Below are 17,721 nucleotides of genomic sequence, written 5' to 3'. Positions count from 1 at the left end.
TCGTGGCGCGGCCCCCGCCGGACACCGGCGGGGGCCGCGTCGGTGTCACGGCTTGTGCGCGACGGCGATGACGTAGTCGAGCAGCGCGAGTTCCTTCTTGATGAGCGTCTCGTCGCGCCAGTGGTTGGCCATGCCCTTGACGGCGCTGCGGTCGGCCTCGGCCTGGAACGCGGGGTCGGACGGGCGGCTGGCCTGGAACCGCCGCCAGCCCTCCCAGGTGCGGTCCTGGATGGACTGCACGTCGGCGTTGGCGAAGCCGGCGGCGGTGAGCTGCTCGGCGTAAACGGCGCGGTCGTGCCAGTTCTCGTCGGGGATGCTGAACTTGACGAAGCTCAGCGGGCCCGAGTTGATCGACATGCGGGCGGTGTCGTTGCTGAGCGGGATGATGTCGGCGGTGGCGAGGGTGCCGCCGGGCTTGAGCACCCGGAACGCCTCGGCGAAGAAGGCGCTGCGCGGATAGAAGTGGAACGCCGACTCCAGGGCGACGACCCGGTCGAAGGTGCCGTCGGCGAAGGGCAGCGCGAGGGCGTTGCCGAGCTGGAACTCGGCCTGCTCGGCCAGGCCCTCGCGGCGGGCGCGCTGCTGGGCGTGCTCGACGTGGCGGGGGGTGACGTTGATGCCGTGCACCTTGGCGACGCGGCGCTCGCGCAGCCAGGCGAAGTCCTGGTCGCCGTAGCCGAAGCCGACGTCGAGGACGGTGTCGTCGGGCTTGAAGCCGGCCGCGTCGGCGAGCTTCATGGCCAGCGCCTCGCCGGCCACGTCGAGGCTGGTGACGCCGTCCTCCCAGTAGCCGACGTTCATGTAGCGGGTGGTGCGGGCGGCGAACTCCACGTTCGGGGACTGGATCTCGTAGAAGCGGCGGACCCGGGTCACCGGGTCCTTCGTGGCCAGGGTGCGGATGACCCGGCCGAGGGTGCGGAGGTTCTCCAGCATGTCACTCCTTGCGCAGCAGGTGGTCAGGGTTGCGGCACCCGGGCGGAGACCTGCTGGCGCAGGTCGTCCACCAGGGCGGCCAGGCCGGTGGGGCCGGCGGCGACGCCGAAGACGTAGAAGTCGGGCCGGACCAGCACGGCGTCGGCGTCCGCGCCGGCCAGGTAGGTGAGGTAGACGCCGTCGAGGTCGACGACGTCGGTGCCGGCCGCGTCGGCGTCGGCGTCGGCGGGACGGACGGTGACCCGGCGGACGTCGAGGGCGTCGAGGAACGCGGTGGCGGCGTCGTCGAGGGCGGCGGCCGGGTCGGCGCGGGTGATCAGCACGAAGCCGCGGCCGACGACGTCGTCGAAGCGCCCGGTGCGCCCGTCGGCGGCCACCCGCCCCTGGGGTACGGGGTCGCCGGCTCGCGGGGCGGGCGTGCCGTCGGGACGGCGGTGCAGCACCCCGTCGGCGATGGCCTCGCGCAGCGACCGGGCGTGCTTTTGCTGGGTACGGCGGCGCAGCGCGGCGAGCATCACCGAGTCGCGGCCGGCGGCCTGCTTCGGGTCGGTCTCGCAGATCACCTTGCCGGAGTCGATGGACATGCGGATGGCGTGCTGCACGTGCGCCTTGCGTTCCACCTCGTACGTGTCGAGCAGGGTGGCGTCGGCGAGTCCCCGGCGCACCAGGTCCAGCTTCCAGGCCAGGTTGATGACGTCGCGGAAGCCGGAGCTCATGCCCTGGCCGAGGAAGGGCGGCATGACGTGGGCGGCGTCCCCGGCGAGGAACACCCGCCCGGAGCGCCACGTGTCGGCGTAGCAGGCCTGGGTGGTGTAGACGCCGTACCGGTCGAGGCGGGCGGTGGCGGGGGTGATGTCGAACAGGCCGAGCAGCCGCCACACGCTGGCCTCGGTCTGGAACTCCTCCAGGGTCTCCCCCGGCACCCGCATGAACTCCCACCGCCGGTGGTCGGGGCCGGCGGAGACGGCGGTGCGGGGGCGGGCCGGGTCGCAGATCTGCAGGTTGTTGGGCTTGAACTCGACGGGCTCGTTCAGCACGACGTCGCAGACCAGCCAGTCGTAGCCGAACCCGAGGTCGGTCACGGTCGCGCCGAGCCAGCGGCGGACGAAGCTGTTCGCGCCGTCGCAGCCGAGCACCCAGTCGGCGGTGAAGGTGCGGGGCGTGCCGTCGGCGTCGACGGCGGCCACCTCGACGTGGTCGCCGTGGTCGGCGAGGTCGGTCACCTCGACGCCGCGCAGCACCCGTACGCCGGGCAGGGCCGCGCCGCGCGCGGCGAGGGCGGCCTCCAGGCCGGGCTGGTAGAAGGAGATCGAGTCGGGCCAGCCCGTCGGGCCGTCCTCGGCGACCTTGACGTGCAGCAGGGTGCGGCCGAAGCCGTTCTTCCAGGTGTATTCGCCGGACAGCTCGCACACCGGGTCGAGGGTGTCGCCGAGGTCGCAGGCGGCGAGGATGCGGCTGGCCTCGCCGTCGTAGGAGACGGCGCGGGGCATGCTGTAGGGGGTGGCCCACTTCTCCACCACCTGCACGGTGAAGCCGCGCTGGGCGAGCAGGATCGCCGCCACCTGGCCCACCGGGCCGTAGCCCACGATCAGTACGTCGGTCATCGCCGTCCCCCCGGGTCCGCGCGTCGGGTCGGGCGTCACAGCCCGAGTTCCGTGTCGATCAGGCTGAAGATCTCGTCGTCGCTGGCCTGGTCGAGGTCCAGGTCCAGGTCGTGGTCGGTGGCGGACGCGCCGCGCATGGTGCGCCACTTGGCGACCAGCACCTCCAGCCGAGCCGCGACCTGGGTGTGCAGCTCCGCCTCGACGACCGTCTCGGCCAGGGACCGTTCCAGGTTCTCCAGCTCGGCGAGGATGGCCGGCGCGGCCTGGCCGCCGTCGGGCACGAGCTGGGCGCGCAAAAAACCGGCCAGCGCGGTCGGGTCCGGGTAGTCGAAGATTGCGGTGGCGGGCAGCCGGTGGCCGGTGGCCTCGGTGAGCCGGTTGCGCAGCTCGACGGCGGTCAGCGAGTCGAAGCCGATCTCGTTGAACGCCTGGGCGGGTTTGACGGCGTCGGGGCTGGCGTGGCCGAGGACGGTGGCCGCCTCGGCGCGGACCAGGTCCAGCAGCAGGGCGGACTGCTCGCCGGTGGTGAGGGCGCGCAGCCGGCCGGCGAGGTCCCGGCCGCCGGGGGCGGCCTCGGCGCGGGCCCGGGGGCGAACGCGTCGGACGAGGCCGCGCATCAGCGCGGGCACGCTGGCCCGGCCGGCGAGGGCGGTCACGTCGACCCGGGTGGGCACGAGGTGTTCCTCGGGGGCGGCCAGGCCGGCGTCGAACAGCGCCATGCCGAGGTCGGTGCCGATGGCGAGCTGCCCGTCGCGGGCGGTGATCCGGGGGTCGGCGCGGTCCAGTTTCGCGGTCATCGCGCTGGCCTGCTCCCACAGGCCCCACGCGTACGACTGGGCGGGCAGGCCCGCGCCGCGCCGGCGGGTGGCGAGGGCGTCGAGGTAGGCGTTGGCGGCGGCGTAGTTGCCCTGGCCGGGCACGCCGAACACCCCGGCGCCGGAGGAGAACAGCACGAACCCGGCGAGGTCGAGGTGGCGGGTGACCTCGTGGAGGTGCCGGGCGGCGTCCACCTTGGGGGCGAAGACGGTGTCGAGGCGGTCGGGGGTGAGCGCGGTGACCACGCCGTCGTCGAGGACCCCGGCGAGGTGCACGACGGCGGTGAGCGGACGCTCGGCGGGCACGGCGGCGACGAGCCGGGCCACGGCGGCGCGGTCGGCGACGTCGGCGGCGGCCACGGTGACGGTGGCACCGAGGGCGGTCAGCTCGGCGGTCAGGTCGGCGACGCCGGGTGCGTCGGGGCCGCCCCGGCTGGCGAGCAGCAGATGCCGCACCCCGTGGCCGGTGACGAGGCGGCGGGCGACGAGGCCGCCGAGCAGGCCGGTGCCGCCGGTGAGCAGGACGGTGCCGTCGGGGTCCCACGGGGCCGGCACGGTGAGCACCACCTTGCCGACGTGCCGGGCCTGCTGGACGTGGCGGAACGCGTCGGGGGCCTGCCGGACGTCCCAGGCGCGCACCGGCAGGGGGGTCAGCTTGCCGGCGGCGAACAGGCCCATCAGCTCGACGAGCATCCGTTGGACCTCGTCGGGGTCCACGGTGGTCAGGTCGTACGCCTGGTAGGCGACGCCGGGGTGGTCGGCGGCGACGCGGTCGGGGTCGCGCAGGTCGGTCTTGCCCATCTCGACGAACCGGCCACCGCGGGGCAGCAGCCGCAGGGAGGCGTCGACGAACTCCCGGGCGAGGGAGTCGAGGACGACGTCGACGCCGCGTCCGCCGCTGGTGGCAAGGAAGTGCGGTTCGAAGTCGAGGGTGCGCGACGAGGCGAGGTGGCTGTCGGGGATGCCCATCGCGCGCAGGGCGGGCCACTTGCCGGGGCTGGCGGTGGCGTAGACGTGCGCGCCGAGGTGGCGGGCGAGTTGCACGGCGGCCATGCCGACGCCACCGGCGGCGGCGTGCACGAGCACGGACTCGCCGGCCCGCAGCCCGGCCAGGTTGACCAGCCCGTGGTAGGCGGTGAGGAACACCACCGGCACGGACGCGGCCTGGGCGTACGTCCAGCCGTCGGGCACCGGCGCGAGCAGCCGGCGGTCGGTGACGGCGACGGGGCCGAAGCAGCCGACGAAGACGCCGAGGACCCGGTCGCCGGGGCGCAGGTCGGTGACGTCCGCGCCGACCTCGGTGACGACGCCGGCGGCCTCGCCGCCGGGCGGCCCGGGGTCGCCGGGATAGAGGCCGAGCGCGTTGAGCACGTCGCGGAAGTTGAGGCCGGCGGCGCGGACCCGCACCCGCACGTCGAGGGGGCCGAGGGGCGCGTCGGCGGCGTCGGTGGGCGCGAGGGTGAGGTTCTCCAGGCTGCCGCGCGCCGTGGTGTCGAGCCGCCAGGCGGTCGCGCCGGCCGGCGGGGTGAGCGTCGCGGCCTCGACGCGGCGGGCCAGCCGGGGGGCGTACGGGGTGCCGGCGCGCAGCGCCACCTGGGGTTCCGCGGCGGCGAGGACGGCGGTCAGCTCGGCGTCGGTGGGCGGGGTGTCGGCGTCGAGCAGGACGAACCGGTCGGGGTGTTCGGACTGGGCGGTGCGGACGAGCCCCCAGGCGGTGGCGGCGTCGGGGTCGTCGACCTCGGCGGGGCTGTGCACGCCGACCGCGCCCCGGGTGAGCAGCACCAGCGGGGTGGCCGCCCAGCGGGGGTCGGCCAGCCACGCCTGGACGAGGGCGAGCGCCTCGGCGGCGACGGCCCGCGCCCGGTCGGGCTCCCCCGCGAACGCGTCGGGCACGTCGGGCACGTCGGGCGCGGGGGCGTCGGACCAGCCCAGCGGGGCGAGGACCGCGTCGGGCGGGGACGCGCCGCCGTCGACGGCGCGGGCGAGCGCCGCCGGGTCGGCGTGGTGCGGGAACGCGCCGACGGCCCGGCCGAGCGCGACGACGCGGGCCGGGGCGGGGGTCTCCGGCGCGGCGAAGGGCTGCCAGTCGAGGCGGAACAGCGCGTCGTCGACGGCGGCGTCGCGGGTGCCGAGTTCGGCGCGGGGGATGGGGCGCATCGCCAGCGACGCCACCTCGGCCACGGGTGCGCCGGTGGCGTCGGCGACGGTCAGCGCGATCGCGTGCGGGGCGACCCGGGTGAGTCGGACCCGCAGCGCGGACGCGCCGGCGGCGTGCAGGGCGACGCCGTTCCAGGCGAACGGCAGCAGCAGCCGGTCGGGCCCGGCGTCGCCGACGCCGCCGAAGTGCGCGGCGTGCAGGGCGGCGTCGAGCAGGGCCGGGTGCAGGTGGTACCGGTCGGCGTCGGCGCGCTGCCCGGCGGGCAGTTCCACCTCGGCGTACACCTCGTCGTCGCCGGTCCACACGGCACGCAGCCCCTGGAACGCGGGCCCGTACGCGTAGCCGTCGGCGGCGAGCCCGGCGTAGAAGCCGGTGAGGTCGGCGGGGCGGGCGTGCGGCGGCGGCCAGGCGGCGAGGCCGGCGGGCGGGGCGGGCTGCGCGGCGGAGAGGGTCGCGCTGGCGTGCCGCGTCCACGGGGTGCCGGGCGGGGCGTCGGCGGGGCGGGAGTGCACGGCGACGGGGCGGCGGCCCGTGTCGTCGGCCGCGCCGACGGTGAGCTGCACCTGGGTGGCGGCGCGACCGGCTCCGGGGCTGCCTGCGGCGTCGGCGGGCAGCGCGAGCGGGGCCTCGATGACCAGCTCGTCGAGGACGGGGCAGCCGACCTCGTCGCCGGCGCGCAGGCACAGCTCGACCAGGCCGGTGCCGGGCACCAGCACCGTCTCGCCGACCCGGTGGTCGGCCAGCCACGCCGGTGCGCCGGCGGCGATCCGGCCGGTGAACAGGTGCCCGCGCGCCTCGGCCAGCGCCACGGACGCGCCGAGCAGCGGATGCCCGGCGGCGTCGAGGCCGGCCGCGCCGACGTCGCCGGGGCCGGTGGCGGGCCGGGGCCAGTAGCGGCGGTGGTCGAACGCGTACGTGGGCAGGTCGACGCGCCGGCCGCCGGCCAGGGCGGGCCGCCAGTCGACGGCGACGCCGCGCACGTGCAGCTGGGCGGCGGAGAGCAGGAACCGGGCCCGGTCGCCCTGGTCGCGCTGCAGGGAGCCGACGACGACGTGCGGGGTGTCGTGCTCGGCGAGGGTCTCGGTGATGCCGACGGTGAGCACCGGGTGGGGGCTGCACTCGACGTACGTGTCGTGGCCGAGCGCGGCCAGTTCCGCCACGGCCCGGTGCAGCTCGACGGGCTGGCGCAGGTTGCGGTACCAGTAGTCGGGGCCCAGCTCAGGCCCGTCGAGCCAGCGCAGGTCGGTGGTGGAGAACAGCGGCACGGCGGCCGGGCCGGGGCTGATGCCGGCCAGTGCCTCGGCCAGGTCGGCGCGGATCCGTTCCACCTGGGCGGAGTGGGAGGCGTAGTCGACGGCGATGCGGCGCACCCGGGCCCCGTCGGCGGCCAGCTCGGCGAGCACCTCCTCGACGGCGGCCTCCTCGCCGGAGACGACGACGGCGGCGGGCCCGTTGACGGCGGCGACGGCGACGGCGTCGCCGTGGCGGGCGATGCGGTCGCGGACCACGTCGGCGGGCAGCGCCACGGACGCCATCGCCCCGTGCCCGGCCAGGGCCCGGATCGCGCGGCTGCGCAGCGCCACCACCTTCGCCGCGTCGGGCAGGGAGAGCACCCCGGCGACGCAGGCGGCGGCGATCTCGCCCTGCGAGTGGCCGACGACGGCGGCGGGCCGCACGCCGTAGGAGCGCCACAGCTCGGCCAGCGACACCATCGTCGCGAACAGGGCCGGCTGCACCACGTCGACCCGGTCGAGGCTCGGCGCGTCGGGGGCCTGGCGCAGCACGTCGAGCACGGAGAAGCCCAGGTGGGGGCGCAGGGCCGCGTCGCAGGCGGCCATCCGCTCGGCGAACACGGGTGCCTGGTCGAGCAGGTCGAGGCCCATGCCGGGCCACTGGGAGCCCTGGCCGGGGAAGACGAACACGACCTTCCCGGCGGCGGTGGCGTCGCCGCGTACCAGGTCGGGGTCGGGGCGGCCGGCGGCGAGCGCGTCGAGGGCGGCGGCGACCCGGTCGGGTTCGGCGGCGACGACCACGGCCCGGGCGTCGAACGCGGCCCGGGTGGTGGCCAGCGACCAGGCCGCGTCGCGGGGCGGCTGGTCGGGGTGGTCGGCGAGGTGGTCGCGCAGCCGGCGGGCCTGCCCGGCCAGTGCCCCGGGGGTACGCGCGGACAGCAGCCACGGCAGGGCGGCGGGGTCAGTGGGCGGGGCGGGGTCGGGCTGCGGCTCGTCGGCGACGGCCTCGACGACGACGTGGGCGTTGGTGCCGCTGATGCCGAAGGAGGAGATCCCGGCGCGGGCGGGCCGGTCGGCGCGCGGCCACGGGCGGGCCTCGGTGAGCAGCTCCACGGAGCCGGCGGCCCAGTCGACGCGGGTGGTGCGTTGCTGGGCGTGCAGGGTGCGGGGCAGGACGCCGTGCCGCATGGCGAGGACCATCTTCAGCACCCCGGCGACGCCGGCGGCGGCCTGGGTGTGCCCGAGGTTGGACTTGACGGAGCCGAGCAGCAGCGGCGGGGCGTCGGCGGGGCGTTGGCCGTAGGTGGCGAGGATCGCCTCGGCCTCGATCGGGTCGCCCAGCGGGGTGCCGGTGCCGTGCGCCTCGACGGCGTCCACGTCGGCGGGCGTGAGGCCGGCGGCGGCCAGCGCGGCCCGGATGACCCGCTCCTGGGAGGGCCCGTTGGGGGCGGTCAGCCCGTTGGACGCCCCGTCCTGATTGACGGCGGTGCCCCGGATCAGCGCGAGGACGGGGTGGCCGCGGCGGCGGGCGTCGGAGAGGCGTTCCACGACGAGGACGCCGACGCCCTCGGACATGCCGAACCCGTCGGCGTCCTCGGCGAACGCCTTGCACCGGCCGTCGGCGGCGAGGCCGCGCTGGCGGCTGAACCCGGTGAGCCCGGCGGGGCTGGACAGCACCGACACGCCGCCCGCGAGGGCCAGGTCGCAGTCGCCGGCGCGCAGCGCCTGCGCGGCCAGGTGCAGCGCGACCAGGGACGCCGAGCAGGCGGTGTCGACGGTGACGGCGGGCCCCTCCAGCCCGAGGGCGTACGCGACCCGGCCGGACAGGACGCTGCCGGCGGTGCCGGTGAGCAGGTGCCCCTCGTCGGCGGTGGTCTCCCCGTCGTCGGAGGCGACGCCGGGGGCGATCTGGTCGGCGTAGTCCTGCCCGTGGGTGCCGGCGAACACGCCGGTGCGGCTGCCGCGCAGGGTCCCGGGGTCGATGCCGGCGCGTTCCAGGGCCTCCCAGGAGGTCTCCAGCAGCAGCCGGTGCTGCGGGTCCATGGCCAGCGCCTCGCGGGGGCTGATGCCGAAGAACGCGGCGTCGAAGTCGGCGATGCCGGCGAGGAATCCGCCGGAGCGCACGTAGGTGCGGCCGGGGGTGCCGGGGACCGGGTCGTACAGGTCGGGCCAGCCCCGGTCGGTGGGCAGGTCGCCGATGACGTCGCCGCCGTCGTCGAGCAGCCGCCACAGTTGTTCGGGCGAGCCGATGCCGCCGGGGAACCGGCAGGCCATGGCGACGACGGCGACGGGTTCGTCGGCGGCGACGGTGGTGGCGTCGGCGACCTCGGCGGCGGTGGTGCCGAGCAGCCGGGCGTGCAGGTGCGCGGCGAGCAGCTCCGGGGTGGGGTGGTTGAACACGGCGTGCGGGGCGAGCCGGACGCCGGTGGCGGCGGAGAGCCGGTTGCTCAGCTCCACGGCCATCAGCGAGTCGAAGCCCAGGTCCTTGAACGGGCGGCGCGGCTCGATCTGCTCGCCGCCGGTGTGCCCGACGACGGTGGCGCACCGGGCGCGCACCAGGTCGAGCAGCGCGGCGGCCCGTTCGGGTTCGGTGCGGCCGGCGAGCCGGTCGGCGAACCCGGCGGCGGAGGCGGGCGCGGGGTCGGCGTTGACGGCCCGGCGCGGCGGCGGGGGCAGCAGGGCCCGCAGCAGGGCGGGCGCCTCCCCGGCAGCCCGGACGGCGGCCAGGTCCAGCCCGATCGGCACCAGCGCGGGCCGGTCGGCGTGCAGGGCGGCGTCGAACAGGGCCAGGCCGGCGGCCGTGTCCAGGGGGCGGGTGCCGCCCCGGGCGAGGCGGGCCAGGTCGGCGGCGGTGAGCGCGCCGGCCATCCCCTCGGGCTCGGCCCACAGGCCCCAGGCGAGGGCGGTGGCGGGCAGGCCGTGGGCGCGGCGGTGCGCGGCGAGGGCGTCGAGGAACGCGTTGCCGGCCGCGTAGTTGCCCTGCCCGGGGCTGCCGAACACGGCCGACGCGGAGGAGAACAGCACGAACGCGGCCAGGTCGAGGCCGGCGGTCAGCTCGTGCAGGTGCCACGCGCCGTGCACCTTGGAGCGCAGGGCCCGCTCCCAGCGGGCGGCGTCGAGGCCGGTGAGCAGGGCGTCGTCGGTGGCCCCGGCGGCGTGCACGACGGCGGTGAGCCGGCCGGCGAGCGGGGCGAGGACCGCGTCGAGGGCGGCCCGGTCGGCGACGTCGGCGGCGACGACCCGCACGGTCGTCCCGGCGGCGGTGAGCGCGTCCATCCAGTCGGCGTGCCGGCCGGTGCGGCTGACCAGCACCAGCTCGGCGACGCCGTGGGCGGCGGCCAGGTGGGTGGCGACGTGCCGACCGATCCCGCCGGTGCCGCCGGTGACGAGGACGGTCCCGCCGGCCAGCGCGGGCAGCGGCCCGGCGGCGGTCGAGCCGGGAGCGGTCGACGCCGGCAGCGGGCCGGCGGCGGGCGCGGGCACGCCGCCGGTCGGGGCCGGGGGCGGCGTACCGCCGGCGGGGGGCTCGACGGGGCGCAGCCGGGGCAGCAGGGCCCGGCCGTCGCGGACGGCGACCTCCGGCTCGTCGGGGCCGGCGGCCAGGGCCGTGCGGATCCCCGCGTCGTCGGCCGCGTCGAGGCGCAGCAGCAGGAACCGGTCGGGGTGCTCGGCCTGGGCGACGCGGACCAGCCCGGCGACGGTCGCGTGCGCGGGGTCGCCGTCGCGGACGGCGACGGCGAGCCGGGTGCTCTCGGCACGGGGGTCGGCCAGCCAGCGCTGGAGCACGCCGAGGGTGTCCAGGCCGACGGCGTGCGCCCGGTCGGGCACCGGCGCGGCCGGGTCGCCGTCGCCGACCCGCAGCACCAGCAGCGGCGGCAGTGGGCCGGCCGGCGGCGCGCCGTCGGCGAGCGCCCAGGCGGGCACCGGCGTCGCCGGGGCTGCGGCGGGCAGCCAGTCCACGGCGTACAGGCCTGCGGGGGCGGCGGCGGGGGCCGGGCCGTCGGGGGCCGGGGCGGCCACGGCGCGCAGCACCACCCGCTCCACGTCGAGCACGGGGGCACCGGCGTCGTCGACGGCGGAGAGGGTGACCGCGTCCGCCCCGGCGGGGGCGAGCACGACCCGCAGGGCGTGCGCGCCGGTGGCGTGCACGCGCACCCCCGCCCAGTCGGTCGCGGTCGGCCGCGCCGCGGCCCCGGCGGCGGGGGCGAAGCCGGCGAGCGGGAGCAGGCGCAGGGCCGCGTCCAGCACCAGCGGGTGCACCGCGTACCGGTCGGCGTCGGCGTCCCGGGCGTCCTCCGGCAGGCGTACGTCGACGCAGAGCCGGTCCCCCGCGACCCAGGCGGCCCGGGCCAGGTCGCCGGCGAGCGCCCGCCGCTGCGGGGTGTCCAGGTCGACGGGCCGGGCCCCGGTGGGCGGCCACACCGCCGCGGCGGCGGCCGGTCCGGCCTGGTGGTCGGCGGGGGCGAGGACGGCCTCGGCGACCTCCCGCCACGGCTGGCCGTCGGCGGCCCGCACGTGGCAGCGCGCCACCCGGCGCGGGTGCTCGTCGGGCGCGTCGACGGTGACCTGCACGTCGACGGAGAGGCCGGCGGGCAGCGGCACCGGCGCGGGGACGCGCAGCCGCTCCACGGTGGGCAGGTCGAGCAGCACGCCGAGGTGGGCGAACACGTCCAGCAGGGCGGTGGCGGGCAGCAGCGCCGGCCCGTCGGCGTCGGGCGCGACCAGCCACGGGTGGGTGGCGGCGGCGACCCGCCCGGTGCAGACGACCTGCCCGGTGCCGGCGACGGGCAGCACCGCGCCGAGCAGCGGGTGCCCGGCGTCGGCCAGCCCCACGTCGGCGGGTCCGCCGGCCACCGCCGAGTACGGCAGCCAGTAGTGCCGGCGCTGGAACGCGTACGTGGGCAGGTCGACCCGGCGGCGCGGCCCTGGGCCGGCGGGGGCGGCCGGGTCCACGGCGACGCCGCGCACGTGCAGCCGCGCCACGGCGGCGACCAGCGCGTCCGGTTCGCCGTCGACGGTCCGCACGGCGGGCACGAAGGCCAGCTCGTCGGCGGTGTCGTCGGCGAGGCAGTCCTGGGCCATCGCGGTGAGCACCCCGCCGGGGCCGACCTCCAGGAACGTGGTGACCCCCAGCCCGCGCAGGGCGCGCATCCCGTCGAGGAAGCGGACGGTGCCGCGCACGTGCTCCACCCAGTGCTCCGGCGAGCAGAGCCGGGCCGGGTCGACCGGCCGACCGGTCACGTTGGACACCACGGGCAGGTGCGGGGTGCGGTAGGTGAGGCCGGCGGCCACGGCACGGAACGCGTCGAGCATCGGCTCCATGCGCGGCGAGTGGAACGCGTGCGACACCCGCAGCCGGCTGGTGCGCCGGCCGGCGGCGCGCAGGGTCGCGGCGACGGCCAGCACCGCGTCGGTGTCGCCGGAGAGGACGACGCTGCGCGGCCCGTTGACGGCGGCGAGCCCGACCCGGTCGGTGAGGTGGGCGGCCACCTCCGCCTCGTCGGCCTCCACGGCGACCATCGCGCCGCCGTCGGGGAGCTGCTGCATCAGCCGGGCGCGGGCGGCCACCAGCGCCGCCGCGTCGGCGAGGGAGAACACCCCGGCGACGTGCGCGGCGGCCAGCTCGCCGACGGAGTGGCCGAGCAGCGCGTCGGGGCGTACGCCCCAGGACTCCAGCAGCCGGTGGAGGGCCACCTCGAAGGCGAACAGGGCCGGCTGGGTGTAGAGGGTGTCGTCGAGCCGGGCGGCGAGGTCGGTGCCGTCGGCGGCGGCGACCACGTCGGCGACGGGGTGCGGGGCGTGCCCGGCGAGGCAGCGGTCCAGCTCGGCGCAGGCGGCGTCGAACGTCTCCGCGAAGACCGGGTACGCGGCCCGCAGCTCGCGGCCCATCCCGGGGCGCTGGCCGCCCTGCCCGCCGAAGAGCAGGCCGAGCCGGCCGTCGGCGACGCGGCCGGTGAGCACGGCGGCGGTGTCGGGTTCCGCCTCGCCCCGGGTCAGCGCGGTCAGCCCGGCGCGGGCGGCGGCCGGGTCGCCGGCCAGCACCACGGCCCGGTGTTCCAGGGCGGCGCGGGTGGTGGCCAGCGCGTGCCCGACGTCGGCCGGGTCGGCGTCCGCGCCGGGGCCGTCGAGCCAGGCGAGCAGGCGGGCCGCCTGGTCGCGCAGCGCCTCGCCGGTGGCGGCGGACAGCGGCCACGGCACCGGCGGCCGGCGGCGGGTGGTGCCCGGGGCGGCCAGGTCGGCGGCGGTCTCCTCGTCGTCGGCGGCGGGGGGCGCCTCGATGATCACGTGGGCGTTGGTGCCGCTGATGCCGAACGACGAGACCGCCGCCCGCCTCGGCCGGTCCACCGCCGGCCACGGGCGCGCCTCGGTGAGCAGCTCCACCGCGCCGCCGGCCCAGTCCGCCTCGGACGTCGGGGCGTCCACGTGCAGGGTCGCCGGCAGCGTGCCGTGCCGCAGGGCGAGCACCATCTTGATCACCCCGGCGGCGCCGGCGGCGGCCTGGGTGTGGCCGAGGTTCGACTTCAGGGAGCCCAGCCGCAGCGGCTCGGCGTCGCCGCGCCCCGCACCGTACGTGGCCAGCAGCGCCTGCGCCTCGATCGGGTCGCCGAGCCGGGTGCCGGTGCCGTGCGCCTCCACGACGTCCACGTCGGCCCCGGTGAGCCCGGCGTTGGCCAGCGCCCGCCGGATGACCCGTTCCTGGGCGGGGCCGTTGGGGGCGGTCAGCCCGTTGGACGCCCCGTCCGAGTTGACCGCGCTGCCGCGCAGCACGGCGAGCACCGGGTGGCCGTTGCGGCGGGCGGCGGAGCGGCGTTCCAGCAGCAGCACGGCGACGCCCTCGGACCAGCCCGTGCCGTCGGCGGCGTCGGCGAACGCCTTGCACCGGCCGTCGGGGGCGAGCCCGCGCTGCCGGCTGAACTCGACGAACGCCTGCGGGGTGCCCATCACCGCGACGCCACCGGCGACCGCGAGGTCGCAGTCTCCGGCGCGCAGCGCCTGGGCGGCCAGGTGCAGCGACACCAGCGACGACGAGCAGGCGGTGTCCACGGTGACCGCCGGCCCCTCCAGCCCCAGCGCGTACGCGACGCGGCCGGAGACGACGCTGCCGGCGGTGCCGACGCCCAGGTAGCCCTCGGTGCCGGGCGGGGCCTGGCGCAGGTTGGCGGCGTAGTCGTGGTGCATGACGCCGGTGAAGACGCCGGTGGCGCTGCCCCGCAGCGAGGTGGGGTCGATGCCGGCGCGCTCGAACAGCTCCCAGGAGGTCTCCAGCAGCAGCCGCTGCTGCGGGTCCATGGCCAGCGCCTCGCGGGGGCTGATCGAGAAGAGGGTGGCGTCGAAGTCCGCCGCGTCGGGCAGGAACCCGCCGACGCGCACGTACGAGGTGCCGGGGGCGTCGGGGTCGTCGGAGAACAGGTGCGCCAGGTCCCAGCCCCGGTCGGTGGGGAACCCGGTGAGCCCCTCCCGGCCCTCGGCGACCAGGTCCCACAGCTCCTGCGGGGAGCCGACGCCGCCGGGCAGGCGGCAGGCCATCGCGACGATGACCACGGGATCGTCGGCGTCGGGCGCGGTGGCCGGCCCGGCCGGGGCGACGGGGGCGTCCGGGCCGCCGCGCAGCCGGGCGGCGACGTGCCGGGCGAGGGCGTCCGGGCTCGGGTGGTCGAACGCGGCCGTGGCGGACAGCCGTACCCCGGTGGCCCGGGCCAGCCGGTCGCGCAGGGCGACCGCACCGACGGAGGTGAAGCCCAGTTCCTTGAACGCGCGGCCGGGGCGGACGGCGGCCGGGCCGGGCAGGCCGGCGACGTCGGCGGTGGCGGCGCGGACCAGGTCGAGCAGGAGCCGGTCACCCTCGGCGGTGGTCAGGCCGGCCAGCCGGCGGCGCAGCTCGGCCGCGTCGCCGCCCTCGCCCGCCGCGCGCGCGGGGGGCCGCCAGGCGGGGTGGGTCGCGTCGGCCGGCACGGCGAGCAGCACGGGGTCGTCGCCGTCGTGGGCGACGTCGAACGCGGCGAGGTCGACGGCGGTCCCGCCCGCCGGGGCACCGGCGCCGGCCGTGTGCGGCGGCGCGGCGGGGTCGACCCGCCGGCCGGCGGCGTCGGTCGGCTGCGGCGGCGTGGCGGGATCGGCCGGCTGCGGCGGCGCGGCCGGGTCGGTCGTGCCGATCAGCCGGGCGGGCAGGCCCGCCGCGCGGCGGCGGGCGACGAGGGCGTGCAGGGCCGCGACGGCCGCCGCGGCCCGCTCCCGCCCGGCCGCGCCGAGCAGCAGGGCCGCCGGGACGGCGACGGTGAACGCCGTGGCGGCGGCGTGCCGGGTCCGGGCGTCGAGCGCCCCGGCGAGGGTCAGCAGCGCCGCGACGGCGGCGTCGTCGGCGAGGTCGGCGGCCGACGGACAGAGCAGGACCGCGCCGAGCGGCCCGTCGGCGGCGACGGCACCGGCGGGCGCTCCGTCGGTGTCGGCGTCGGCGTCCAGCGGGGTGACCGTCGCGCCCGCGTCGGTCAGGTCCGCGACGAGTCGCCGCAGGGCGGCGTCGTCGGGTGGGCCGGCGTGCGCCAGCCGCAGCCGGCGGGCGCCGTGCGCGGCGACCAGGTGCCGGGCCAGCGCCGCGCCGGTCGGCCCGTCGACCCCGGTCACCACCGCCGGGGCGGCCGGGTCGACCACCGTCGCCGGCCGCCGGGGCGCGCGGGCGGGGGCCGGCCCGAGGGCCGGGTGCCGGGCCGCGCCGGCGCGCAGCGCGACCTGCGCGACGCCGGTGGCCACGGCGGCCGGCACCAGGGCCAGCGACAGGTCGTCGGCGTCCCGGTCGACCAGCACGACCCGATCCGGGTACACGGCGTGCAGGCAGCGCCCCCACGCCCACGCCGCCACGGCCGCCGGCACCAGGTCGGGGTCGTCGGGGCGGTCGGGAGTGGACGCGTCGACGGCGCCGGTGGTCAGCAGCGCGATCCGGGTGCCGGCGTACCGGGCGTCGGCGAGCAGGTCGCCCAGCCGCCCGGCGAGGTCCGGCGGGTCGGCGACGCCGGCCGGCAGCAGCGCCACGTCGGGCGCGTACGGGTCGTCGCCCAGCGCGGCGAGATCCGGGTACGCCCGGAACACGTCGCCCGCCGACGCCCCGACCAGCGCCTCGACGAGGGCGTCGCCGCCCGGCCCGACGACCGCCCAGCGACGCGGTCCGGGGGTCGGCTCGGCGCTGGCCTCGGCGGTGGGCTCGGCGGCGGCGGCCAGGTCCAGCGGCTGCCAGGTGACCCGGCTGAGCGTGTCGTGGTGGCCGCCGTTGACCGCGCGCAGCCGCGCCGGCCGGGCCAGCAGCAGCCGGCGGGTGACCTTGCCGGACGCGGTGCGGGGCACCCGGTCGATCTCGTACAGCGCGTCGGGGACCTTGTAGTAGGACAGCCGCTCCCGGCAGGCCGCGTACGCGGCGGCGGGGTCGAACCCGTCCGGGCCGGGTACGAGGAACGCCACCGGCACCTCGCCGAGCACCTCGTGCGGCCGGCCGGTGACCGCCACGTCGGCGACGCCGGGCACCGACCGCAGCGCGTCCTCCACCTCGGCCGGGTGGATCTTCTCCCCGCCCCGGATGATCAGCTCCTGGTGTCGGCCGGTGACGAAGAGGTTGCCGTCGGCGTCGCGGCGGGCTAGGTCCCCGGTGCGGTACCAGCCGTCGCGCAGCGCGGCGGCGGTCACCTCGGGCAGGCCGTGGTAGCCGAGCATGACGCTCGGGCCGCGTACCCACACCTCGCCCTCGACGCCGGCCGGGACGTCCACCCCGGTCTGCGGGCTGACCAGGCGCACCTCGACGCCGGGCACGGGCTGCCCGCAGGAGCCCTCGACCCGGGGCCGGTCCGGGCGGGTGATCGCGATCGAGCCGCAGGTCTCGGTGCTGCCGTACGCGTCGAGCAGCGGCGCGTCGAAGACCTCCTCGAACGCCCGGCGCAGCGCCCCGGTGGTGATCGCCCCGCCGACCAGGCACACCCGCAGGTCGGGGGCGCGGAAGCCGGTGCTGCGGGCGGCGGTGACCAGGTGGTGGTACATGGCGGGCACGCCGGCCAGCACCGTCGCGGAGTCCTCGGCGACGGCGGCCAGCACGTCGTCGGCGGAGAAGCCGTCGACGAGCCGGGCGCTCGCGCCGACGGCGGTGACGCTGAGCACGCAACCGATGTGGGACAGGCTGTGGAACAGCGGCAGCGGCCACACGACCCGGTCGTCGCCAGTGAGGCCGGGGATCGGCACGTAGCAGGACGCCACCGACCACAGGCAGGTGCGCTGCGTGGAGAGCACGCCCTTGGGCCGGCCCGTCGTGCCCGAGGTGTAGAGCATCCAGGCGACCTCGTCGAGGCCCAGGTCGTCGCGGGCCGGCACGCCCGGTTCGGCGTCGACCAGCTCGCCCCAGGCGGCCACGTCGTCGGGGGCCACGCCGTCGCCGGTGACCCAGAGGCGCAGGGCGGGGCGGTCGGCGCGCAGCCGCAGCAGCTGGTCGAGGTGCTCCGGGTCGGTGACGACCAGCACCGCGCCCGAGTCGTCCAGCAGATGGGCCAGCTCCGCGTCGGTGCAGCGCGGGTTCAGCGGTACGCCGACCGCGGCGGCCCGGGTGACCGCCAGCCACGTCTCGACCGTCTCCACCCGGTTGCCCAGGCAGAACGCCACCCGCTCGCCCCGGCCCACCCCCGCCGCCGCCAGGTGCCCCGCCAGCCGGGCGGTACGCGCCGCCAGCTCGGCGTACCGGACGGCGCGGCGGTCGTCGCGGAACGCGACCCGGTCCCCGAACTCCTCCGCGTGCGCCTTCAGCAGACCGGGCAACGGCTGGACCAGGTCGCTCCGAAGCATGTCACCATCCGTCCGCTCGGCGAGACTCCCCATCCGCGGCGTAGACCTCGCTCGCCGTAACGGCACAAGTCTTCCCAGCGTCGTGGCGGCGACCTACCCCTGTCGCACCCCTAACCCGTCCCCAGTTCCGGCCGCCGACCGACCGGCGCGACCTGCGGCGGAGGTGA

The 17,721-nt window shown here is 78.2% G+C and carries 3 protein-coding genes; all 3 read right to left on the bottom strand.

Translation table 11 applies throughout. The features are described 5' to 3' along the window. Nucleotides 1-45: 45 nt before the first annotated feature. From TK50_RS11345 to TK50_RS11335, 3 genes are read right to left on the bottom strand one after another with little or no spacing between them, the layout of a single operon-like run. Complete coding sequence (locus TK50_RS11345; RefSeq protein WP_043962708.1) at nucleotides 46-933, bottom strand: SAM-dependent methyltransferase; 888 nt, start codon at nucleotides 931-933, stop codon at nucleotides 46-48. Between the two features lie 23 nt (nucleotides 934-956). Then, a complete protein-coding gene (mhpA, locus tag TK50_RS11340) occupies nucleotides 957-2,537 on the bottom strand; it encodes a bifunctional 3-(3-hydroxy-phenyl)propionate/3-hydroxycinnamic acid hydroxylase MhpA (protein ID WP_043962707.1) in 1,581 nt (526 codons plus the stop codon). A gap of 35 nt (nucleotides 2,538-2,572) precedes the next feature. Further along, complete coding sequence (locus tag TK50_RS11335) at nucleotides 2,573-17,554, bottom strand: type I polyketide synthase (protein ID WP_043962706.1); 14,982 nt, start codon at nucleotides 17,552-17,554, stop codon at nucleotides 2,573-2,575. Nucleotides 17,555-17,721: the final 167 nt, after the last annotated feature.

The sequence above is a fragment of the Micromonospora haikouensis genome, from assembly GCF_000876225.1.
GTDB lineage: Bacteria > Actinomycetota > Actinomycetes > Mycobacteriales > Micromonosporaceae > Micromonospora > Micromonospora haikouensis.
The sequence above is the reverse complement of the archived record's forward strand: the minus strand, read 5'-3'. Positions and strand labels throughout refer to the sequence as shown.

Excerpts from the sequence above, each read along its gene's own strand:
- TK50_RS11335 (WP_043962706.1), bottom strand. The coding sequence starts at position 17,554 with ATGCTTCGGAGCGACCTGGTCCAGCCGTTGCCCGGTCTGCTGAAGGCG.
- TK50_RS11345 (WP_043962708.1), bottom strand. The coding sequence starts at position 933 with ATGCTGGAGAACCTCCGCACCCTCGGCCGGGTCATCCGCACCCTGGCC.
- mhpA (WP_043962707.1), bottom strand. The coding sequence starts at position 2,537 with ATGACCGACGTACTGATCGTGGGCTACGGCCCGGTGGGCCAGGTGGCG.